Origin of the sequence: Pseudobutyrivibrio sp. UC1225 (genome assembly GCF_900115215.1) — a bacterium.
GTDB lineage: Bacteria > Bacillota > Clostridia > Lachnospirales > Lachnospiraceae > Pseudobutyrivibrio.
In genome coordinates this window covers 111,442-131,782 of sequence record NZ_FOVQ01000004.1, presented here as the reverse complement: position 1 = coordinate 131,782, position 20,341 = coordinate 111,442, and the positions used below count along the sequence as shown (strand labels likewise).

At 39.5% G+C, this 20,341-nt stretch carries 23 protein-coding genes; 21 read left to right on the top strand and 2 right to left on the bottom strand.

The window, feature by feature from the left end:
* Positions 1 to 22: 22 nt before the first annotated feature.
* The gene (locus tag BMZ41_RS07180; RefSeq protein ID WP_090168094.1) at positions 23 to 616 is read right to left on the bottom strand and encodes a hypothetical protein; all 594 of its coding nucleotides are present in this window, start codon (positions 614 to 616) and stop codon (positions 23 to 25) included.
* A 191-nt stretch (positions 617 to 807) separates the two neighbouring features.
* On the opposite strand from BMZ41_RS07180, the gene BMZ41_RS07175 reads away from it, so the two are divergent.
* The 10 genes from BMZ41_RS07175 to rpsI all read left to right on the top strand — a co-directional run bounded on the left by BMZ41_RS07175 (position 808) and on the right by rpsI (position 9,917).
* Positions 808 to 2,445 (top strand): VanW family protein, encoded by a 1,638-nt coding sequence (locus BMZ41_RS07175; RefSeq protein WP_090528161.1) that lies wholly within the window; start codon positions 808 to 810, stop codon positions 2,443 to 2,445.
* A 21-nt stretch (positions 2,446 to 2,466) separates the two neighbouring features.
* A complete protein-coding gene (locus BMZ41_RS07170; RefSeq protein WP_090528158.1) occupies positions 2,467 to 3,447 on the top strand; it encodes an AIR synthase family protein in 981 nt (326 codons plus the stop codon).
* A gap of 25 nt (positions 3,448 to 3,472) precedes the next feature.
* Complete coding sequence (locus BMZ41_RS07165) at positions 3,473 to 3,955, top strand: Lrp/AsnC family transcriptional regulator (RefSeq protein ID WP_072919154.1); 483 nt, start codon at positions 3,473 to 3,475, stop codon at positions 3,953 to 3,955.
* Positions 3,952 to 5,121 (top strand): pyridoxal phosphate-dependent aminotransferase, encoded by a 1,170-nt coding sequence (locus tag BMZ41_RS07160; protein WP_090528155.1) that lies wholly within the window; start codon positions 3,952 to 3,954, stop codon positions 5,119 to 5,121. Before BMZ41_RS07165 ends, BMZ41_RS07160 begins: the two co-directional genes overlap by 4 nt.
* Positions 5,114 to 5,611, top strand: coding sequence for a tRNA (uridine(34)/cytosine(34)/5-carboxymethylaminomethyluridine(34)-2'-O)-methyltransferase TrmL (trmL, locus tag BMZ41_RS07155; RefSeq protein ID WP_028247695.1), 498 nt, complete (start codon positions 5,114 to 5,116; stop codon positions 5,609 to 5,611). The genes BMZ41_RS07160 and trmL overlap by 8 nt, the downstream gene beginning before the upstream one ends.
* Positions 5,612 to 5,620: 9 nt before the next feature.
* Positions 5,621 to 7,390, top strand: coding sequence for an energy-coupling factor transporter ATPase (locus BMZ41_RS07150; RefSeq protein ID WP_090528152.1), 1,770 nt, complete (start codon positions 5,621 to 5,623; stop codon positions 7,388 to 7,390).
* Positions 7,375 to 8,175 carry an energy-coupling factor transporter transmembrane component T family protein gene (locus tag BMZ41_RS07145; RefSeq protein ID WP_090528149.1) on the top strand — a complete coding sequence of 267 codons (801 nt, stop codon included), beginning with the start codon at positions 7,375 to 7,377 and terminating at the stop codon, positions 8,173 to 8,175. Before BMZ41_RS07150 ends, BMZ41_RS07145 begins: the two co-directional genes overlap by 16 nt.
* A 1-nt stretch (position 8,176) precedes the next feature.
* A complete protein-coding gene (gene truA / locus BMZ41_RS07140; RefSeq protein WP_090528146.1) occupies positions 8,177 to 8,914 on the top strand; it encodes a tRNA pseudouridine(38-40) synthase TruA in 738 nt (245 codons plus the stop codon).
* Between the two features lie 162 nt (positions 8,915 to 9,076).
* The gene (rplM, locus tag BMZ41_RS07135) at positions 9,077 to 9,505 is read left to right on the top strand and encodes a 50S ribosomal protein L13 (RefSeq protein WP_090168074.1); all 429 of its coding nucleotides are present in this window, start codon (positions 9,077 to 9,079) and stop codon (positions 9,503 to 9,505) included.
* 13 nt (positions 9,506 to 9,518) lie between these two features.
* Positions 9,519 to 9,917: a 30S ribosomal protein S9 gene (gene rpsI, locus BMZ41_RS07130; RefSeq protein ID WP_028234846.1), complete on the top strand. Its 399-nt coding sequence runs from the start codon at positions 9,519 to 9,521 to the stop codon at positions 9,915 to 9,917.
* Between the two features lie 114 nt (positions 9,918 to 10,031).
* Here rpsI and BMZ41_RS07125 read toward each other — a convergent pair whose 3' ends face one another.
* Positions 10,032 to 10,934 carry an AraC family transcriptional regulator gene (locus BMZ41_RS07125; RefSeq protein ID WP_026504513.1) on the bottom strand — a complete coding sequence of 301 codons (903 nt, stop codon included), beginning with the start codon at positions 10,932 to 10,934 and terminating at the stop codon, positions 10,032 to 10,034.
* A 134-nt stretch (positions 10,935 to 11,068) separates the two neighbouring features.
* On the opposite strand from BMZ41_RS07125, the gene BMZ41_RS07120 reads away from it, so the two are divergent.
* The 11 genes from BMZ41_RS07120 to BMZ41_RS07075 all read left to right on the top strand — a co-directional run bounded on the left by BMZ41_RS07120 (position 11,069) and on the right by BMZ41_RS07075 (position 20,253).
* Complete coding sequence (locus BMZ41_RS07120; protein ID WP_022780009.1) at positions 11,069 to 11,668, top strand: DUF1349 domain-containing protein; 600 nt, start codon at positions 11,069 to 11,071, stop codon at positions 11,666 to 11,668.
* Between the two features lie 2 nt (positions 11,669 to 11,670).
* The gene (locus BMZ41_RS07115) at positions 11,671 to 12,852 is read left to right on the top strand and encodes an MFS transporter (RefSeq protein ID WP_026504514.1); all 1,182 of its coding nucleotides are present in this window, start codon (positions 11,671 to 11,673) and stop codon (positions 12,850 to 12,852) included.
* Between the two features lie 467 nt (positions 12,853 to 13,319).
* Positions 13,320 to 13,805, top strand: a complete 486-nt coding sequence (locus tag BMZ41_RS07110) for an NUDIX hydrolase (protein ID WP_090528143.1) — start codon at positions 13,320 to 13,322, stop codon at positions 13,803 to 13,805.
* Between the two features lie 69 nt (positions 13,806 to 13,874).
* The gene (locus tag BMZ41_RS07105) at positions 13,875 to 14,405 is read left to right on the top strand and encodes a nucleotidyltransferase domain-containing protein (protein ID WP_090528141.1); all 531 of its coding nucleotides are present in this window, start codon (positions 13,875 to 13,877) and stop codon (positions 14,403 to 14,405) included.
* Between the two features lie 21 nt (positions 14,406 to 14,426).
* Complete coding sequence (locus tag BMZ41_RS07100) at positions 14,427 to 14,873, top strand: GNAT family N-acetyltransferase (protein ID WP_090528137.1); 447 nt, start codon at positions 14,427 to 14,429, stop codon at positions 14,871 to 14,873.
* A 57-nt stretch (positions 14,874 to 14,930) separates the two neighbouring features.
* Positions 14,931 to 15,128, top strand: coding sequence for a hypothetical protein (locus BMZ41_RS16030; RefSeq protein ID WP_330388837.1), 198 nt, complete (start codon positions 14,931 to 14,933; stop codon positions 15,126 to 15,128).
* A 57-nt stretch (positions 15,129 to 15,185) separates the two neighbouring features.
* Positions 15,186 to 15,986 carry a hypothetical protein gene (locus BMZ41_RS16025; protein ID WP_330388836.1) on the top strand — a complete coding sequence of 267 codons (801 nt, stop codon included), beginning with the start codon at positions 15,186 to 15,188 and terminating at the stop codon, positions 15,984 to 15,986.
* A gap of 354 nt (positions 15,987 to 16,340) precedes the next feature.
* Complete coding sequence (locus BMZ41_RS07090; RefSeq protein WP_015550808.1) at positions 16,341 to 16,724, top strand: hypothetical protein; 384 nt, start codon at positions 16,341 to 16,343, stop codon at positions 16,722 to 16,724.
* Positions 16,725 to 16,777: 53 nt separating this feature from the next.
* Entirely contained in the window at positions 16,778 to 17,650 is an 873-nt protein-coding gene (locus tag BMZ41_RS07085) for an NAD-dependent epimerase/dehydratase family protein (protein WP_090528134.1), read from the top strand.
* Positions 17,651 to 18,227: 577 nt separating this feature from the next.
* The gene (locus BMZ41_RS07080) at positions 18,228 to 19,592 is read left to right on the top strand and encodes a TrkH family potassium uptake protein (RefSeq protein ID WP_090528130.1); all 1,365 of its coding nucleotides are present in this window, start codon (positions 18,228 to 18,230) and stop codon (positions 19,590 to 19,592) included.
* 10 nt (positions 19,593 to 19,602) lie between these two features.
* On the top strand, positions 19,603 to 20,253 hold the full coding sequence (locus tag BMZ41_RS07075) for a potassium channel family protein (RefSeq protein ID WP_090528127.1): 651 nt from the start codon (positions 19,603 to 19,605) through the stop codon (positions 20,251 to 20,253).
* Positions 20,254 to 20,341: the final 88 nt, after the last annotated feature.

The following is a 20,341-nucleotide window of genomic DNA, read 5'->3' as shown; positions in this document are numbered from 1 at the left end:
CTGGTCATTTTTTATGACTTACCTATGAAATCTTTTCCAATATTGAATCCTTGAAATAAAGAGAGCTTTGCTCAACCTGATTTTTCAGTAAATCAAGCTTTGAATCCAGCTCCTTTTGCTTATAACATTTTGCCAGCAGGGTATAGGATTCGCTAATATCAGTACCTGTACCTACAGCAAATTCAAGGACTGTAATCACATCGTCAATTCTTCCAGCTTCCATAAGAGCTTCTGCATATTTATTAAGAAGAACAGTAGCTCTGTCGTAGTCGTCACCAATTTTGCTCATAGTCTCGAAATTTGGAACACCGTAGGTAAGCTTAAGGTCCGTGTTTGTTACTCTGGTAAGGTTCAAAAGCTTATGAGTAGATAATTCTTTTAATTCATTTTCAATGGCAATAACTTCCTCGTCATTACTAAAATTTAATGGAAATTTCTCTATTGGAATGGTAATATATCTTAGATTAGATATATCTTTTGCAGGGGTTATATTAGCCTGACGTTCTTTTTCCCAGAACTCAGCTTCCTCCCGCTCACGTTTTGCATTTAAATTATGCAGGCGGATAGATAAAAGAACTAAAAATAACAGGATAAAAGGTAAAAGAGGAAAGCCCATGGTGGTATCTCCTTTGCTTATAGATGTTAACGAGGTATTAAATATGAAACGTAGTAAAAAACATCAGATTATAGCCAGCGTTGTATTAGTGATTGTAGTGCTTAGTATGCTCATCACCACTATTGCCGCTGCGTTTATAATTTAATTCTAAATTTTGTAAAATATAAAGTCAATTACGAGGCATTATTGTTATGAAAAAAAAGTTACTATCATTATTACTTGCTTCTTCAATCATCGCGGTTTCACCAGTTACAGCATATGCTGATGAGGTGTCGGATGAGGAGCTTGCCAATGAAGAGGCAGAATCAGTTGCAGAGGAAGTAGAAACAGACAACAGAATCATCCCAAATGGTATCAGTATTGGCGGCACAGATGTGTCAGGCAAGACAGTTACTGAGGCAGAGGATGTAGTAAATAATTATTTCGCTGATTATGACAGTGCAGTTTTCACACTTTCAGCAAACGGTCAGACTTTTACAGCTACAGGTAAGGAGCTTTGTATCGGAGCAAAGAATCCAGAGGTTCTTGAAAAGGCTGCCACATACGGTTCTACAGGAAATTTTGCAGAGCGATTTAAGGCTAGCAAGGATTTAGAGGAAGGCAGAGGAAAGGATTTTCCACTTTCTCTTGGAGCAGACAAGACAGGTATTGAGTTTTATCTTAACGGAGCATCCTCTCAGGTAAATGATGAGGCCAGTGATGATTATCTTACACGTGAGAATGGCCAGTTTGTATTCCATGAAGGTAAGGCAGGAGTAGTTGTTCAGATTCCAGAATCAGCCTCTGTTTTACAGAATTACATCGAGAATGAATGGGATGGTAGCGATACTACTGTCGAGCTTGTTACCGAGGTTAAGGAACCTAGAGGAAGCAAGGAAGAGCTGGCAGAGATTAAGGATTTGCTTGGTTCCTTCAGCACAGATTACAGTTCATCTTCAAAGGCCAGAAAGAATAACGTGGCCAATGGTGTAGGCTTCATCAATGGAACTATCCTTTATCCAGGAGACGAGTTCTCAGTACTTAACTGCATCACACCTTTCTCAGCTGAAAACGGATATATGTTGGCTGGCTCTTACGAGAACGGCACTACAGTAGAGACATACGGTGGTGGTATCTGTCAGGTATCTACTACTCTTTATGGAGCAGTTCGTGAAGCAGAGCTTGGCGTTGTTACAAGAAGCTCACATTCAATGATAGTTACTTACGTTAAGCCATCTCAGGATGCTGCTATTTCTGAGTCGGGTGGTAAGGATTTCCAGATTAGAAACAACAAGAATTATCCTATATATATAGAAGGTTATTGTGACGGCAATAACGCCTACTTCAATATCTATGGTAAGGAAGAGGATGACCCAGGTCATTCAGTTGAATTTGAAACAGAAATTACAGGTGTAAATGTACAGAATACTACATGGGTCGGCGACCCTAACGTGCCACTTGGTAAAATGACTACTACAGTAGGTGGTCACACAGGTTATACTGCCCGCCTTTGGAAGGTTGTTTATGAAAATGGAGTGGAAGTTAGCCGCGATGTTTACAACAACAGTAAATACAATCCTTCAAACAGAACAGTAACAGTAGGTATTGCATCAGAGGATCCAAACCTTTCCTATGCAATGCTTCAGGCAATTGCCACACAGGATGTTAATGTTATTGCAAACGCTATAGCGACTTACGCACCAGGCGTTGCAAATTCTACACCATTTATTATTACACCAAAGTATCAGGTTACAAATCCTGCACCAGCTGAAGACGCAGCTCCTGCAGCTGATACTACTACTGCAGCCCCAGAAGCTACTACAGATCCAGCTGCAGCACCAGCAAACTAGCACATATTTTAGGACTTACTTATGGAAATTGGAAAGTTACCAGAGAGCGTGTTAAAACGCTCTGTTATCAAACAATTACATGTTAAAAGACCAGAGGTAGGCAATGGCCCATCCATCGGAGAAGACTGCGCTACAGTACAGCTTGGCCCTGATGAGGAAATGGTTTTATCTACAGATCCAATCACTGGCACAGCCTCTGATATTGGTGAGCTTGCTGTTACCATCTCTGTTAATGATTTGGCCAGCGCCGGTGCCGAGCCTATAGGCATTTTGCTTACAGTGCTTCTCACTCCACGTATGCGCGAAGCAAAGCTCAAGCACATCATGGAGCAGGTTGATGCAGCATGTAAGCGTTATAATGTTCAGGTTATTGGCGGCCACACAGAGATTACTGAGGCAGTTAATCAGCCGCTGATTTCTGTTACAGCTGTGGGCAAAGTTAAGAAGGGACAGATGGTATCCACAGGTGGAGCAAAGCCTGGTATGGATATCGTACTTACGAAGTGGATTGGTCTCGAGGGTACATCTATCATTGCAAAGGACCACGAGGAAGAGCTTCTTACACGTTTGCCACATTCACTTGTTGATACAGCAAAGGGATTTGATCAGTACCTTAGCGTTCTTCCAGAAAGCAGAATAGCTGTAGAACACGGCGTAGCTGCTATGCATGATGTTACCGAGGGTGGTATCTTTGGTGCCCTTTGGGAGATGGGCGAAGCATCAGGTGTAGGTCTTGATATTGATTTGAAAGCGATTCCTGTTAAACAGGAGACTATAGAGGTATGCGAGTTCTTTGGAATTAATCCATATGAGCTCATTTCATCGGGGGCGATGCTTATTGCCACCGAGGATGGAAATGGCCTTGTTAGGAAATTGGCAGATGCGGGGGTAGCATCCGCCATTATCGGGAAGTCCAACTCTTCAAATGACAAGCGCATCTTGAATGGTGAAGAGGTACGTTTTTTAGAGCCTCCGAAAACTGATGCACTTTATAACGTATAGACTTGCACCGAAAGGGGATTTTATTATGAGAGAGAAAATTTTAACTTATATTGAACACAACAGTAAGATTGACCTTAGCGATTTAGCTATGATGCTTGGCTGTGACCAGGCTACAGTTATGAATGAGCTTGAGGCTATGGAAAACGAGCATGTAATCTGTGGCTATCCTACACTTATCAACTGGGAAAAGGCTAGCGTAGAGAAGGTTTCGGCTCTTATTGAGGTTCGTGTTACTCCACAGAGAGGTATGGGTTTCGATAAGGTTGCTGAGCGTATCTATAACTATCCAGAGGTTGATGCTGTTTATCTTATTTCAGGAAGCTATGATTTCATGGTTTCTATTGAGGGACATACACTTAGAGAGGTGGCAGATTTCGTTTCTGCAAAGCTTTCTCCACTTGACTCAGTGCTTTCTACACAGACCAACTTTGTATTAAAGAAATACAAGGATCACGGTATTATCATGGCAGAAAAGCATGTTGATGAGAGGGAGAAGGTGAGCTTATGAGAAACCCTCTGAATAAAACTATTACTTCAATTAAGCCTTCGGGCATTAGAAAGTTTTTCGATATTGTGGCAGAGATGCCAGATGCAATTTCACTTGGTGTAGGCGAGCCTGATTTTGATACACCTTGGAAGGTTAGAGATGAGGCTATCTATTCACTGGAGCGAGGCCGCACCTTCTACACTTCAAACTCAGGCTTGAAGGAGCTTAGAATTGAGATTGCTGATTTCTTAGAGCGTCACTATGGATTGCACTACGACCCACTGAAAGAAATGCTTATGACAGTAGGTGGTTCTGAGGGTATTGATGTTGCACTTCGTGCGATGCTTGATCCAGGTGATGAGGTTCTTATTCCTCAGCCAAGCTACGTTTCTTATGAGCCTTGTACTATTCTTGCTGGGGGCGTTCCTGTAGCTATCAATCTTAAGGAGGAGAATGAATTCCGCCTTAAGCCAGAGGAATTGGAAGCAGCTATCACAGCCAAGACCAAGATTCTTATCATGCCATTTCCGAACAACCCTACAGGAGCTGTTATGGAAAAGGCAGATTTAGAGCCAATCGTAGAGCTTGTTAAGAAATATGATTTATTTGTTCTTACAGATGAGATTTACGGTGAGCTTACATATACTGGCGAGGGACATGTTTCTATCGCATCCTTCCCAGGAATGAAGGAGCGCACTATCTATATCAATGGCTTTTCAAAGAGCCATGCCATGACTGGTTGGCGATTGGGATATGTTTGTGCACCTGCAGAAATAGTTCAACAGATGACAAAAATCCATCAGTTTGCTATAATGTGCGCGCCTACTACTAGCCAGTATGCTGCAGTTACAGCTATTCGTGACTGTGATGAAGACGTGGCAAACATGCGCGAGGAGTACAATGACAGACGTCGTTATCTCGTTAATCGCTTCAAGAAAATGGGAATCAAATGTTTTGAGCCTTACGGTGCCTTTTATATCTTCCCATCTATTGCAGAGTTTGGTATGTCATCAGAAGAATTCTGTACCCGTCTTCTTAAAGAAAAAGAGGTTGCAGTAGTACCAGGCACAGCCTTCGGAGAATCAGGTGAAGGTAATGTGCGTATTTCCTACGCATACTCCCTCGAGGCGTTAAAGAAGGCTATGGATAGAATTGAAGAATTTATAAAGGAATTAAGAAATGCTTAATATTATTTTACATGAGCCTGAGATTCCAGCTAACACCGGAAATATCGGGCGTACATGCTGTGCCACAGGCACACGCCTTCACTTAATCGAGCCATTAGGCTTTGTCCTTACAGACAAGACTGTGAAGCGTGCAGGCATGGATTACTGGGACCGCCTAGAGGTGTTCCGTTATGATGACTGGGACGACTTCAAAGCAAAGAACCCAGATGCTAAGATTTATATGGCCACTACAAAGGCCAAGCGTACTCATACCGAGGTGAATTACGAACCAGACTGCTACATAATGTTCGGCAAGGAATCAGCTGGAATTCCTGAGGAAATCCTTGTAGACAATGAGGAGAATTGCGTTCGTATCCCAATGGGACATGATATACGTTCGCTGAATTTATCAAATTCAGTTGCCATCATCTTATATGAGGCACTGAGACAGAACGACTTCCTCGGTTTGGAGACTGAGGGTAATTTACATAGACTCAACTGGAAGGAATAGTGGGTACCAATGTCGATTATCAAATCAAAGAATTTAGTTCATGAATATATTAGACGTGATGAAGAGGGCAACGTGGAGGCAATCCAGGTTGCTCTTGATCATGTTAATCTTAATGTTGAACCAGGTCAGTTTATTTCTATTTTAGGACATAACGGCTCTGGAAAATCTACCTTCGCAAAGCACATCAACGCACTTCTTACACCTTCTGAGGGCGCTCTTTTTGTAGATGGAATGAACACCTCAGATGACGAGTTCACATTTGCAGTTCGTCAGACTGCAGGAATGGTTTTTCAAAATCCAGACAATCAGATAATTGCATCTGTAGTTGATGAGGACGTGGCTTTTGGTCCGGAGAACATCGGTGTTCCTACTGAGGAGATTTTAAAGAGAGTTGAAAAATCTCTTAAGATGGTAGGGATGTACAAATATAAGAGTCATTCGCCTAACAAGCTTTCAGGTGGACAGAAGCAGCGTGTTGCCATTGCTGGCGTTATGGCTATGGAGCCAAAATGCATTATTTTGGACGAGCCTACAGCCATGCTTGATCCTGATGGAAGAAAAGATGTGCTTCAGGCGGTTCATACTCTTAATAAAGAAAAAGGAATCACTGTAATCCTTATCACTCATTACATGGAAGAGGTAGTTGATTCAGATTATGTCTTCGTAATGGAAAAGGGTAAGGTTTTCATGGAAGGTACACCTCGTGAGATTTTCAAGGATGTAGATCTTTTAAAGGCACACAGCCTTGATGTTCCACAGGTTACTCTTTTGGCACATGAGCTTAGAAAATCAGGACTTCCACTTCCAGAGTGTATTCTTACAAGAGAGGAGCTTGTAAACAGCCTTCTTCAGATAAAAAATACCGGGGTAGCAGTTAAAGCAGCAGCGTCACAGGCTGCAAAGGGACAAACTTCTGCTATTAAATCAGCTACTAATGAATTGATTTTAGATCATGTTTCCTATAAATATAGCCCAGGAACAGCCTATGAGGTTACAGCTCTTGATGATGTAAGTCTTTCCATCAAAGAAGGTGAGTTCATAGGAATCATCGGTCACACTGGTAGTGGAAAGTCTACACTGGTTCAGCATCTAAATGGTCTTATCAAGGCTACTGAGGGACATATCTATTACCGTGGACAGGATATCTATGATAAGGATTACGATATTAAGGACCTTCGTACTCAGGTAGGAATGGTATTCCAATACCCAGAGCATCAGCTTTTCGAGACTACAGTTTTCAAGGATGTTCAGTTTGGACCTAAGAATCAGGGATTAGATGAGAAGGAGCAGATTAAGCGTGCTTATGAGGCCCTTGGCTTAGTTGGGCTCCCAGAAGAGTTTTACCTTGCTTCGCCATTTGAGCTTTCAGGTGGACAGAAGCGTCGTGCGGCTATTGCTGGTGTTATTGCCATGAAGCCAAACGTTATCATTCTTGATGAGCCTACTGCAGGTCTTGATCCAAAGGGTAGAGATGATATTCTTGGGATGATTGCTGACATGCATAAGAAGCGCGGTGATACAGTTATTTTGGTTTCGCATTCCATGGAGGATGTAGCAAACTATGTGGATCGCATCATCGTTATGGATGCAGGTAAGCCAGCCTTTGATGGTACTCCAAAGGAGGTCTTTGCTCATTACAAGGAGCTTGAGGTAATGGGACTTGCAGCACCACAGGTTACATATGTAATGAACGACTTAAAGGCAGCAGGTCTTGGCGTCAGAACTGATGCAACAACTGTTGAAGAGGCAAAGGAAGAGATTTTATGCTACGTGAAATAACCTTAGGACAATATTATCCAGCAGAATCAGTGCTTCACTCACTTGATCCACGTGTGAAGCTATTTGGTACGCTGATTTTTATAATTACACTATTTTCAGCAAATAATGTGATACTTTTTGGCGCGGTACTTATCACACTCATTGGTATCATCAGAATGAGTCATGTTCCATTTTCTTTTATGGTAAAGGGACTTCGTTCAATCATTATTTTGCTTATAATTGCAGGTCTTTTTAATTTATTTTTGACACCTGGAAAGACTTTGGCATCCTTTTGGATTTTTACAATTTCAGATGTTGGTCTTAAGAATGCAGTGCTTATGACCAGTAGAATGGTACTTCTTATCATTGGTACATCTCTTATGACACTTACAACCACTCCTAACCAGCTTACAGATGGCTTGGAGAAGTCACTTGGTTTTATGAAAAAGGTAGGAGTACCTGTTCATGAGATATCCATGATGATGTCTATTGCCCTTAGATTTATTCCTATCCTCATTGAGGAGACAGATAAAATCATGAAGGCTCAGATGGCAAGAGGTGCAGACTTCGAGTCAGGTGGCCTCATCAAAAAGGCTAAGAATATGGTTCCGCTTTTAGTGCCACTTTTTGTTTCGGCCTTCAGAAGAGCAAATGATCTTTCATTTGCTATGGAAGCAAGATGCTATAATGGTGGAGAGGGCAGGACTAAGATGCGCCCACTTAAGTACACATCCTTGGATCAGCGCGCCTACATATGTATAGCAATTTATTTAATAGTTTTTTATTCAGCAAAGGTAATTTTATAATATGCGAGTAATGATTGTTGTGGCCTATGATGGGTCAAACTATTCTGGTTGGCAGATTCAGCCAAACGGAGTGACAATTGAACAGAAATTAAACGAGGCTCTTACAGATCTTTTGCAGGAGCCTATATCTATTATGGGAGCCAGCAGAACAGATGCTGGTGTTCATTCTCTTGGAAATGTGGCAGTATTTGACACTACAAGTCGTATGCCAGCTGACAAAATCAGCTTCGCTTTAAATCAGCGTTTGCCGGATGACATTGTGGTTCAATATTCGTGCCAGGTGGAGGATGATTTTCATCCAAGATACACACCATGTCGCAAGACTTATGAATATAAGATTTTGAATCGTAAAATGCCAGATCCTACAAAACGTAAGGATACTTTCCACTATTACTATGATTTGGATGTGGAAAAGATGAACGAGGCAGCTGCCTACCTTATTGGACAGCACGATTTCACATCACTCTCATCAGTAAAGGCACAGGTTAAATCCCGTGTCCGCACCATTTATACAGCAAAGGTTTATAAGGAAGATGATGTTATCCACATTCGCCTTACAGGTGACGGCTTCCTTTACAATATGGTTCGTATCATTGCAGGTACACTTATTAAGGTGGGAGCAGGCGAGATGGAACCAATGTACATGCTTGAAATTCTTCGCGGACGAGACCGTGAATTAGCAGGCCCAACAGCCCCAGCTCATGGACTTACAATGATAGGTATAGAATACGATATTTGATGTTGACGAAAGCCAATTCGTATTGTATACTATAACGGCTGATGTAGTAAGGTAACTTATTTCTGTTAGCCCGGAGATGAGTTTTACTATAACTTTCCGAGACAGTGCCCGGACATCACTTTCTTGGAGCTTTTTTAAGATTTATTTAAGGAGGAATTCTCAATGAATACTTATATGCCAAACCCATCTCAGATTGAGAGAAAGTGGTATGTAGTTGACGCAGAGGGACAGACACTTGGTCGTCTTTGTGCAGAAGTTGCAAAGGTTTTAAGAGGTAAGAATAAGCCAGTCTTCACTCCACACGCTGATTGTGGTGACTATGTTATCGTAGTTAATGCAGAGAAGATTAAGGTTACAGGTAAGAAGCTTGATCAGAAGATCTACTATCATCACTCAGACTATGTTGGTGGTATGAAGGAGACAACTCTTCGTGAGATGCTCAACACACACCCTGACAGAGTTATCGAGCACGCTGTTAAGGGCATGCTTCCAAAGGGACCACTTGGTCGTCAGATGTACACAAAGCTTTTCGTTTACGCTGGACCAGATCATAAGCAGCAGGCACAGAAGCCAGAAGTGCTTACATTTTAATAGGAGGTAGATCATGGCTAAGAATACAACAAAGTATTACGGAACTGGTAGAAGAAAGTCTTCAGTTGCTAGAGTATATCTTGTACCTGGCACAGGTAAGATCACAATAAATAAGAGAGATATCGACGAGTACCTTGGTCTTGAGACATTAAAGGTAGTTGTTCGTCAGCCACTTGTAGCTACAGGTACTGTAGAGAAGTTTGACGTTATCGTTAACGTTAAGGGTGGCGGATACACTGGCCAGGCTGGTGCTATCAGACACGGTATCTCACGTGCACTCCTTGAGGTAGATGCTGAGTACAGACCTACACTTAAGGCTGCAGGATTCCTCACAAGAGATCCACGTATGAAGGAGCGTAAGAAGTACGGCTTAAAGGCTGCTCGTCGCGCACCTCAGTTCTCAAAGAGATAATCATTCTGCAGATGCAGATTCGAAACCCCCAGATTTTATCTGGGGGTTTTCTTATATTAATCAAGTAGTTCAGATATGCTACGGCCGTTCTAAATCTTCATCGTTGCCTTGTTCTTAATTATTACGGTATTCACGAGGTGAACAGTGGAACAGTTCCTTAAATGATTTAGAGAAATAACTGTTGTTATCAAATCCACATAACTCATAAATTGTTTGAACTGAGTAAGTGCTGCTTTTAAGCATATATGCCGCATTTTGCAATCTGAAATTCTTAAGATATTTAATTGGTGAAATATTGATAATTGACTTAAAGCACCTAAGAACTTCACTTTTACTAACATTTGCAGCATTAGCCAGGTCATCTAACGTTATATTTTTAGAATAGTTTGAATGGATGTAGTTTAGGATTATCTGTACGCGCTCCTCTAACAGTGGATTTACTGTGTGGGTAAGCATACTTTCTGTTAGATTCATATGATTTAGTACAGCAAAAAAATCAGATAATTCATTTCTAACTGATATCTCGTAATCCTCTGGTTCATGATTTATTATTTCCCATACAGTTTTGATAATATTGTCCAATTTGCTAAAGAATATGGAATCTGACTTCAGTATAAAATCTCTAATACTTGCGCTATGGATGATAGGATGTAAATACTTTTTATAATAAATACTTTCTGTATTGCTGCTTATAACAGAGCTGTCAAATATGACAGATTTAAAAATTGCTGCATTGACGGGGGTATGATTACGCATGGAATGCAAAACATTGGTATTTATGAAAAATAAGTCTCCTTCTGAAAGTATATATTTTCTGTTACCGCATTCTAAAAGAATAACGCCCTTTTCGACATGGCCTATCTCAATTTCAGCGTGCCAGTGCCAGTTGACAAAATCTTCGGTGATATCATCTCTATATATGGCAACTGGAAACTCTACAGTTCCATGGGTTCCAGTTTCATCTATATTGAATGGAGTTGCTTGTTTTGATAATGATATACATGATGAGAGTGCCATAATTATTCCTCTTGAAGATATAGTTATACTATTTGACCATTTTATTCCTTTTATTATATTAATAATACGATATAATTACAATAATTTCTTTCGATTAACAAAAAAGCACTAACAAAAAGAGGAGGCTGTAGATTATGTTTGATAATTTTAAATGGATCAATAAAGGTGAGATAAAAATTGAAGAGAATAAGGTTACAATAAAAGCACCGGCTTTGACAGATTTCTTCTGTGGTGGAAGTACAACAAGTGAAGAAGGAATTCTTCCTGAATCACTTTGTAATGCTCCATATTTCTACACAGATGTTAAGGGCGACTTCGTTCTTAATGTAAAGGTATCTCACGATTTTAAGGAAACTTATGATTCTGCATCTGTAATGGTTATGCAGGATATGGACAACTGGGCTAAATGCTGTTTTGAACTTACTGACTTTGGAACACACGCTGCTGTAAGTGTTGTAACTAAAGATGGTGAATCCGATGATGCTAATGGATGCGATATTGAAGGACAGAATTTTGCATATCTTAGAGTTTGTCGCGTGGGCAGAGCATTTTCTTTTCATTACTCCCTGGATGGAGTGCATTTCCACATGACAAGATATTTCTTAATGAAAGATGCTGAGTCTGTGAAAGTAGGTTTACTTGCTCAGGCACCTACAGGCCAAGGTGGAGACAGAATATACGAGAATCTTTCTATTGAAAGCAAAACGGTAAAAAATATCAGGGCCGGGGAATAAAAATGGAAGTAGAAAAGAATTATAAAAAAACACAGCTTGCATGCTATCTGGGATTTGTAACACAGGCCATCTGCGCTAATTTTGTACCGCTATTGTTTATAACATTTCATAATACATACAATATATCATTTGGAAAGCTGGCCGCTATTTCAACAGTATTCTTTGTTACACAGCTTGTAGTTGATTTTTTATGTGCAGGTATAGTAGATAAACTGGGTTACAGAGTATGCGTAATAGCTGCAGAGATTACATCAGGATTAGGACTTGCAGGACTTGCTGTATTACCTGACTTATTGTCAGTACCATTTTGGGGAATCCTTGTGTGTGTATTTATATATGCTGTTGGAAGTGGATTGACAGAAGTGCTGGTAAGTCCAATTGTAGAAGCATGTCCATTTGAAAATAAGGATACAATGATGAGTCTTCTTCATTCCTTTTATTGCTGGGGATGGGTTGGAGTTGTCTTGGGCTCCACAGCCTTCTTTACGGTTTTTGGTATAGAAAAATGGAGAATAATGGCACTTATATGGTCGGTCATTCCGCTTTATAACATTTTCAATTTTGCAACCTGTCCAATCGAACCACTGGTAGAAGATGGTAAGAGCATGACAATGCCCCAACTGTTGAAAACAAAAGCATTTTGGATTTTTATTATACTCATGATCTGCGCAGGTTCTTCAGAAATAGCGATGGGACAGTGGGCATCCGCCTATGCTGAATCAGCACTACATGTTTCCAAAACAGTTGGAGATTTGGCTGGACCCTGCGGATTTGCAGTGTGCATGGGAATCAGTAGACTTCTTTATGGAAAGTTCGGTGAAAAAGTTGATCTGACAATTTTCATGATGGCATCCGGAGTAATGTGCCTTATGTGTTATCTGGTTGCCGGACTGGCAAATATACCATGGGTTGGATTGATTGGATGTGCATTATGCGGATTTTCTGTAGGTATAATGTGGCCAGGTTCAATTAGTATATCATCACAGATACTTCCAACTGGAGGTACAGCAATGTTTGCACTTCTAGCGCTCGCAGGAGATTTAGGGGGAGCAATGGGCCCTGCTATTATTGGAAGTATATCTGAAAAAGCGGCTAATAATTTGCAGGCAGGAGTATTGGCAGGTATAGGTTTTCCTATCATTTTAGTAATTTCAGTGTTCTATATTCGAAATAAGTATCGATAGATATTCAAATTGGTGGAAGTAATATAGCAGGCAATATCGTCATATTATAAACTTTCGTTGCTAACAGCCTCGCACAGTAGCCCTGAGCTTTCTACCGTACGCAGCAGGTAAACAGCAACTTGAAGGAGAAATGCCTAAAATAAGGCACATTCACTTCATTAATCGTTCTCAAAGAGATAATCATCTGCTATTGCAGATTACAGAAGACTCGGTACAATGTACCGGGTCTTTTTTGTGTGCCGAAAGCCTTTAAAACATTCAAGGAATGGTGGGACAAGACTAATGCACATAATATTGAACAGGATGGTAGATATGGGTATAATTATAAACAATTGCTACAAAGTATAAATTTAAGTATTTTTGAACAGATTAACTTTCAGCATAATAGACTAAAGCACATCGGAATTTTTAGAGGCAAATTATATTTCAGTTTTATTGACAAGCATACTAATTCTTATGGAGGTATTATGAACCAGGACATGACAGTTCCATGTGAAGAAGGACTGATCAATCTTCGCGTCGGAGCGATTATTATGAAAAACGGAAAAATATTGATGGTGGGAAACGATAGGGCGGATTATCTCTATTCCGTTGGCGGACGTATCAAGTTCGGCGAGACATCCGCAGAAGCTGTGATACGTGAGGTGTATGAGGAGACTGGCGTTAAGCTCGATGTTGATCACTTAGGTTTTATCCATGAGAATTATTTCTATGGAGATGCCGAATCCAATCGTGGTAAGCTTATTTATGAGGTTTCATATTTCTACTATATGAAGGTGCCGGAGGGCTTCGAGCCTGTTTGTATGAGTATGACGGAAGATGACCATGAGGAATTCCTTCGCTGGATAGATGTAAATGATCCCATCAGGTATTATCCTGAGTTTTTCAGAAAAGAGCTATTACATCCGACAGACGGAGTAAAGCATTTTGTGACAGACGAGAGAGTTATATAAAAAGGTAATTAAAGTTTTGAATTCCAGTTTTACAGATCATGACAAATCGTTGTTTGTAGGAGTGACACAATGCTTACAGAATTACATGAAAAAGTATTGCTAAAGATATGTATGCTATTACATGATTCCGGTAAGGATGTTTGCTGGGGATTAACAGGAAGTACATCTTTTGCACTTCAGGGTATGGATTATGAGCCTCACGATATAGATATTCAGACTGATGAAGCAACGGCTTATATCTTAGGTGAGTTTTTAAAGGAATACGAGGTACAGCCTGTAACCTTTAGTGGTAATGAAAAGATTAGATCTCACTTCGGAAAGTTTTTAGTTGATGGAATGGAAGTTGAGGTTATGGGAGATATTCAAAAGAAGCCAGCCGATGAATGGGAGAACATCATCCCGCTAGATACATTGCTTGATTATGTTGATTGGAATGGATATCAGGTTCCGGTGTTGAAACTTTCATATGAAGCTGAAGCCTATAGAAAGCTGGGACGTTTAGAGAAGGCAGAGCAACTAGAACAATTTGTACGGGAAAGACAAATTCCAGCTTGTCGAGATGAACGTTGGAGCATAAAATTGGAATATATTTCAGGTTAAGGAGGTAAGGATTATCAGCTGATGATACGAGAAGCAAAAAAAGAAGATTTGGAAGCACTTTTGGAACTGTATCTTTACTTACATGAAGACAGTATTCCCAAGCATGATGAACATCTTGAAAAAATATGGAATCAGATTATTAAAGATCTGAATCACCATCTGATCGTAAATGAGATTGATGGTCAGATTATATCTTCCTGTGTTTGTGTGATTATCCCGAATTTAACAAGAAATATAAGACCGTATGCTTTTGTTGAGAATGTGGTAACACACGCGGATTTCAGAGGAAACGGGTATGCAGGTGAATGTCTGGATTATGCAAAGAAGATTGCGGAGAAGGAAAACTGTTACAAAATGATGCTACTGACAGGATCAAAGAAGCCGGAGACTATGCATTTCTATGAGAAGGCTGGGTATAACAGCAGTGATAAGACAGCTTTCATACAGTGGATAGGGATGGATAAGTAGCCATAGGTAAAGGATGTTCCGGACATAAAAGTAATAACCGGGGTAAGAAGATAGATTATGGATAAATCATGGTCAGAAAACAATAAAGAAATACAGAAATTGCTGACGAAGGAAGCAACATTTAAAGATGCTATTCAGAAGCTTTTGGCTTTCCGCGAGGAAATGTTTGAGCAGATTACTCAGATTGTGAGTGGATATCCGGATGAGGCCTTTGCCAAAATGCCTTTTGCGGGTGCAGATGGATATCACAGTTAAACCCTTGCCTATTCTATCTGGCATATTTTCAGGATTGAAGATATAGTTGCCCATGAGATGATAGCAGAGGATAATCAGATTCTTTTTACACATGACTTTCATAATCGCATTGGCGCACCTATTATTACTACGGGTAATGAACTTCAGGGAAACGAGATTGCAGAGTTTTCAGAAAAACTGAATATCAAAGAGCTATACCTGTATGTAAAAGCTGTAAAGGAGTCTACGGATCAGATTCTTAGAGATCTGACATACAAGGATTTAAAGCAAAAATTTGGTGACGATGTAAAGGAAAAACTTATCCGCAGTAAATGTGTCAGCGAGAATGAGAATGCCTTTTGGCTGATTGAATACTGGTGCGGTAAGGATATAAAAGGACTGATTCAGATGCCATTTAGCCGTCACTGGATCATGCATATCGAAGCCATGAGCCGCATCAAGAATAAACTTTGCAAGATAGCACGAAAGGGTGTTGATTCTGTTGCTTATTGTGGCTTTTCTTGTAATCACTGTTTCCTTTCAGAGTGGTGCGGATCTTGCAGAACGAAGTACAATGTCTGCTCTTTTGCCACCTGTGCTGAGGACAGAATATGTCCGAATGTGAAATGCTGTAAGGAAAAAGATTTGGACGGATGTTATGAGTGTGATGAGCTCGAAAATTGCAATAAAGGATTCTATATTCCATCAAATGACGGAGCAAATGCAGCAAAGGCTCAGGCATTATATATAAGGAAATACGGAAAGAAGGCGTTCCTCAAGGTTCATGACAGACTACATGAGAAGTATGACTTCCAAAAGACACAGGAAGTTTTGGGACAGGATTATAAGGAAGGACTGAGAATTCTGGAGGAAACTTGAAAAAGTCAGCAGCATACAGTAGCCCTGAGCTTTCTACCGTACGCAGCAGGTAAACAGCAACTCGTCCTAGAAATGCCGCAAACACAGCACTTAGGACATTGAAAAAGTTCTCAAAGAGATACTCATCTGCTATTGCAGATTTCAAAAGACTCGGTACAATGTACCGGGTCTTTTTTGTGTGCCGAAAGCCTTCAAAACATTCAAGGAATGGTGGGACAAGACTAATGCACATAATATTGAACAGAATGGTAGATATGGGTATAATTATAAACAATTGCTATAAAGTATAAATTTAAGCATTTCTGAATAGATTAACTTACAGTAAAAATGACCATGGGAGTTGGAGAAGCTTTAATGGCTAAAGAATATTTATATCATGGAAGCCCCAAAAAGTTGGACAAGCTTGTTCCGAATCAAGCTTATGATACAGGATTTCAAGAAGGATGTCAGTATGCTGTTTATGCGACAAGTAACAGGAATATGGCTATATGCTTTTCTCTTGGTTGTGTAGAGGAAAATGATAACGCAGAAAGAATAATGCTCCCAGAATATGGCGATAAGATGGTGTTTAAACACTGCCATCCAAACTATGGGGGAACGGGCTACCTCTATATGTTGGACAAGGCAAAATTCACACATGCTATGGGAACTCAGTGGGTATGTTATGAAGAAATTGTACCGGAGAAGATTATTGAAATCTCAGTAGATGACTATTTGAATTTGTGTGTAATTGAGTGATTAAAAATATCTTCCAGTATTATGCACAATTGTAAATTGGGATTGAATGGGGGATGATTATGAAAATACTTGTTGTTGGTGGAACGAGATATTTTGGGATACCTATGGTTAATACCTTGCTCAAAAAAGGGCATGAAATCACAATCGCAACAAGAGGCAATTCAAAGCCGATATTTGATGGCCCTGTAGAATATGTTGTCATGGATAGGATGGATTCTGCAAGTGTTAAAGAGGCTTTGGGCGGAAAGCATTTTGACTTGATAATTGATAAGATTGCCTACAGTTCCAATGATGTTAAGGCACTTTTGGAAAACGTAAGCTGTGACAGATATATACAGATGTCTACATGTTCTGTTTATCCTAAAGAACATGCTGATATTACGGAAGATGAATTTAAACCTGAAGAATATGAGCTTCACTGGATAGACAGAATCAAGAACTACGAAGAAACTAAGAGGCAGGCGGAAAGAGCAGTATTTGAGTTCATGGATCCTGCCAATATTTCTTTTGTCAGATATCCAATAGTCATGGGTGAAAATGATTATACAGGTAGACTGGATTTCTATATTGAGCATATAAGAGATCAGAAACCTATGAATATCGATGATATGGATACGAAGATGGCATTCATATACGAGAAAGATGCTGGTGATTTTATTGCATATCTTGCTGAACACTTTGTTTCAGGACCGATAAATGGATGTTCAAAAGAAGCGGTTAAGATATCAGATATAATTGAGCACATAGAAAAACGTCTTGGGAAGAAAGCTGTGATTAGTCAGACGGGTGATAATGCCCCATATAATGGAATTGAAGATACACTCAGTTTTAGCACTGAAAAGGCTGAATCAATTGGTTACAGATTCCGTGAACTTAAAGAATGGCTGTACCCGTTGATTGACTTCAAGACGGCAACATCAAATTAGTTTTATATTTCAGCATAACGCTCCACCTTCTATGGACTTAGAGCGGAAAATTCGAAGATAATCTTACAAAAGATAGACAAAGATTTAATGAGTAGAAAGTAAAATCAGAGTATTATTGTTGGTCGCGGTTATTAAAGTTGCCACCAACCGCATACAGTAGCCCTAAGCTTTCTACCGTACGCAGCAGGTAAACAGCAACTCACCTTTGAAATGCCTGAAACAAGGCAATAAGGACAGTGAAAACGTTCTCAAAGAGATAATCATCTGCTATTGCAGATTACAGAAGACCCGGTACAAATGTACTGGGGCTTTTTTGTGTGCCGGAAGAGGGCTAGGAGGACGGGTTTAGTAGTAAACGTTAAATAGTGGGCAACAATGGTTTGCTGAGGTTCAAGAATACAATTCAAAAATATTATTTTATTGTTTGTATCGTTTATACGTATTTTTATCAAATCCATATAGTAAACACCACCAATCACTATTTATACCGGCATTTTTTACATTTACATTGATAATCTCTTGTACTATTATCTTTGATTGTGGTGCGCTTGATATATTTATACCACTTGGAGAATTTATGAATAAAAAACAAATATCATCAGTTCAATTGATTCCATTAAGCTTCCTCATTGCCATTGTACTGGGTGGGCTTATTTTAATGCTTCCAATTTCTTCCGCAACCGGTAATTGGACTAATCCCCTAGTAGCTATGTTTACTTCTACCACATCCACCTGTGTTACAGGACTTGTTGTAGTTGATACTTTCAGCTATTTCAGCCTGTTTGGGCAATTTATTATTATGTGCCTTATTCAAATTGGTGGGCTTGGAATCATTACATTTATCTCAATGATAATGCTTATAACCCAAAAGAAATTTTCACTGGTTGACAGAAAAATGCTGCAGGATTCATTGAATCTAAACACAGATGTAGGAATTCTTAGGATTCTGATTAGAATATCTAAGGATGTTTTAAAAGTAGAATTCTTTGGTGCTTTTCTATATTCCATCGAATTTATACCAGAATTTGGTATCCTAAAGGGCATATGGTTCTCTATTTTTCACTCCATTTCCGCCTTTTGTAACGCCGGAATAGACATAATCGGAGATAACAGCTTGATAAGCTATAAATCAAATCCTTTGGTGATGTGTACCACAATGATTTTGATAATAATGGGTGGTTTAGGCTACGTTGTTTGGTTTGATATGTCTGAAAAAATAAAGGCTGGTATTCGAAAGGGATTTACCCCCGTTCAGATTTTTAAAAGATTTAATGAACACACCAAATTAGTTATTACAGTTACTGCCGTGCTTATTGTTTCAGGTGCATTATTTTTCTTTGCATCTGAATACGATAATACTGGTACAATTGGAAATCTTAGCCTTTTCGATAAAATCATCAACAGCTTTTTTGAATCTGTAACCCTTAGAACAGCAGGCTTTTGTTCCTTTCCGCAAGAAAACATGTCTGATTTTTCTTGTGTAATGTCATATATGCTCATGTTCATAGGTGGCTCACCAATAGGTACCGCAGGTGGCGTTAAAACTGTTACTATATTCCTTGCCTTGTTAAACGTCATTTCATATATTCATGACGATGATCAAAGTATTATTTTTAATAGACGTATTACAGAAGAAAATATGCGAAAAGCTACAGTTATTGTATCTGTAGCCACTTTTACCATTATTGTACTAACGCTTGCACTTATAGTTACTAATCCCGTTAGCATACAGGATGGTCTTTACGAAGTTATCAGCGCTTCCGCAACTGTTGGTCTATCTAGGGGTTTAACTTCAAACCTCAATACCATCGGTAAAATCATCATAATAATAGCCATGTACTTAGGCAGAATCGGTCCTATTTCTTTGGCAATTTTCTTTGCTGGTAGAGGACATCATAAAAGTAAATGTAGATACACCGAAGGAAACTATTTCGTAGGATAAGGAGAATACAATGAAAAAAACAATCGCGGTCTTAGGATTAGGAAAATACGGCATAAGCCTTGCAAAAAGTATGTATGAAATGGGCGCAGACGTACTAGTTGTAGACAATAATCATGATAAATTAAAGGATATGGATGGTTACTGTACAGCAGCGGTGTGTGCAGACCTTACAAACGAAGATGAAGTTGAAATGTTAGGCCTAAAAAATATGGATATAGTCGCTGTAGCCATGGCAGGTAACCTTTCAGCAAGTATTATGTCTGTAGCCGTAGCAAATGAATTAAAGGTTCCACTGATAGTGGCAAAAAGTTCTTCCGACCGAATGACATCTATTCTGAAAAAAATCGGAGCTGATAAAGTAATTGTTCCTGAAGAATATGGCGGAGAACAATCAGCCAGAATCCTCGCTTCTGAAACCTTCCTAGACTACTTCAAGGTGGATGAAAACCTATGTATCGTAGAAATGCTACCTTTACAAAAATGGGTTGGTAAAAATATGGTAGAGCTAAATCTCCGTAAGAATTACAAAATAAATGTTATAGCCTATATGAACCACAATACAGGACATTGGAAAATCCTTGACCCTATTGAACCTCTTGATGCAGAAAATGAACTCCTGATTGTTCTTGAAAAATCACAGCTACATCGAATCAACAAATAATAGCTAGTATAAATCCTATTTATAATACTAATATAGCTCCAGGAATTCAGCTATATAATACTTAAACTTATGAGAAGTGAGGCAATAT

What these genes read in the sequence shown, in the direction of transcription:
- BMZ41_RS07105 (WP_090528141.1), top strand. Translation starts at nt 13,875, where the DNA reads ATGCTTACAGAATTACATGAAAAAGTATTGCTAAAGATATGTATGCTA.
- BMZ41_RS07120 (WP_022780009.1), top strand. Translation starts at nt 11,069, where the DNA reads ATGTTTGATAATTTTAAATGGATCAATAAAGGTGAGATAAAAATTGAA.
- trmL (WP_028247695.1), top strand. Translation starts at nt 5,114, where the DNA reads ATGCTTAATATTATTTTACATGAGCCTGAGATTCCAGCTAACACCGGA.
- BMZ41_RS07080 (WP_090528130.1), top strand. Translation starts at nt 18,228, where the DNA reads ATGAATAAAAAACAAATATCATCAGTTCAATTGATTCCATTAAGCTTC.
- BMZ41_RS07160 (WP_090528155.1), top strand. Translation starts at nt 3,952, where the DNA reads ATGAGAAACCCTCTGAATAAAACTATTACTTCAATTAAGCCTTCGGGC.
- BMZ41_RS07110 (WP_090528143.1), top strand. Translation starts at nt 13,320, where the DNA reads ATGAACCAGGACATGACAGTTCCATGTGAAGAAGGACTGATCAATCTT.
- BMZ41_RS16030 (WP_330388837.1), top strand. Translation starts at nt 14,931, where the DNA reads ATGGATAAATCATGGTCAGAAAACAATAAAGAAATACAGAAATTGCTG.
- rpsI (WP_028234846.1), top strand. Translation starts at nt 9,519, where the DNA reads ATGGCTAAGAATACAACAAAGTATTACGGAACTGGTAGAAGAAAGTCT.
- BMZ41_RS07180 (WP_090168094.1), bottom strand. Translation starts at nt 616, where the DNA reads ATGGGCTTTCCTCTTTTACCTTTTATCCTGTTATTTTTAGTTCTTTTA.
- BMZ41_RS07100 (WP_090528137.1), top strand. Translation starts at nt 14,427, where the DNA reads ATGATACGAGAAGCAAAAAAAGAAGATTTGGAAGCACTTTTGGAACTG.
- BMZ41_RS07170 (WP_090528158.1), top strand. Translation starts at nt 2,467, where the DNA reads ATGGAAATTGGAAAGTTACCAGAGAGCGTGTTAAAACGCTCTGTTATC.
- BMZ41_RS07145 (WP_090528149.1), top strand. Translation starts at nt 7,375, where the DNA reads ATGCTACGTGAAATAACCTTAGGACAATATTATCCAGCAGAATCAGTG.
- BMZ41_RS07090 (WP_015550808.1), top strand. Translation starts at nt 16,341, where the DNA reads ATGGCTAAAGAATATTTATATCATGGAAGCCCCAAAAAGTTGGACAAG.
- BMZ41_RS07075 (WP_090528127.1), top strand. Translation starts at nt 19,603, where the DNA reads ATGAAAAAAACAATCGCGGTCTTAGGATTAGGAAAATACGGCATAAGC.
- BMZ41_RS07150 (WP_090528152.1), top strand. Translation starts at nt 5,621, where the DNA reads ATGTCGATTATCAAATCAAAGAATTTAGTTCATGAATATATTAGACGT.
- BMZ41_RS07115 (WP_026504514.1), top strand. Translation starts at nt 11,671, where the DNA reads ATGGAAGTAGAAAAGAATTATAAAAAAACACAGCTTGCATGCTATCTG.
- BMZ41_RS16025 (WP_330388836.1), top strand. Translation starts at nt 15,186, where the DNA reads ATGATAGCAGAGGATAATCAGATTCTTTTTACACATGACTTTCATAAT.
- BMZ41_RS07165 (WP_072919154.1), top strand. Translation starts at nt 3,473, where the DNA reads ATGAGAGAGAAAATTTTAACTTATATTGAACACAACAGTAAGATTGAC.
- BMZ41_RS07175 (WP_090528161.1), top strand. Translation starts at nt 808, where the DNA reads ATGAAAAAAAAGTTACTATCATTATTACTTGCTTCTTCAATCATCGCG.
- rplM (WP_090168074.1), top strand. Translation starts at nt 9,077, where the DNA reads ATGAATACTTATATGCCAAACCCATCTCAGATTGAGAGAAAGTGGTAT.
- truA (WP_090528146.1), top strand. Translation starts at nt 8,177, where the DNA reads ATGCGAGTAATGATTGTTGTGGCCTATGATGGGTCAAACTATTCTGGT.
- BMZ41_RS07125 (WP_026504513.1), bottom strand. Translation starts at nt 10,934, where the DNA reads ATGGCACTCTCATCATGTATATCATTATCAAAACAAGCAACTCCATTC.
- BMZ41_RS07085 (WP_090528134.1), top strand. Translation starts at nt 16,778, where the DNA reads ATGATTATGAAAATACTTGTTGTTGGTGGAACGAGATATTTTGGGATA.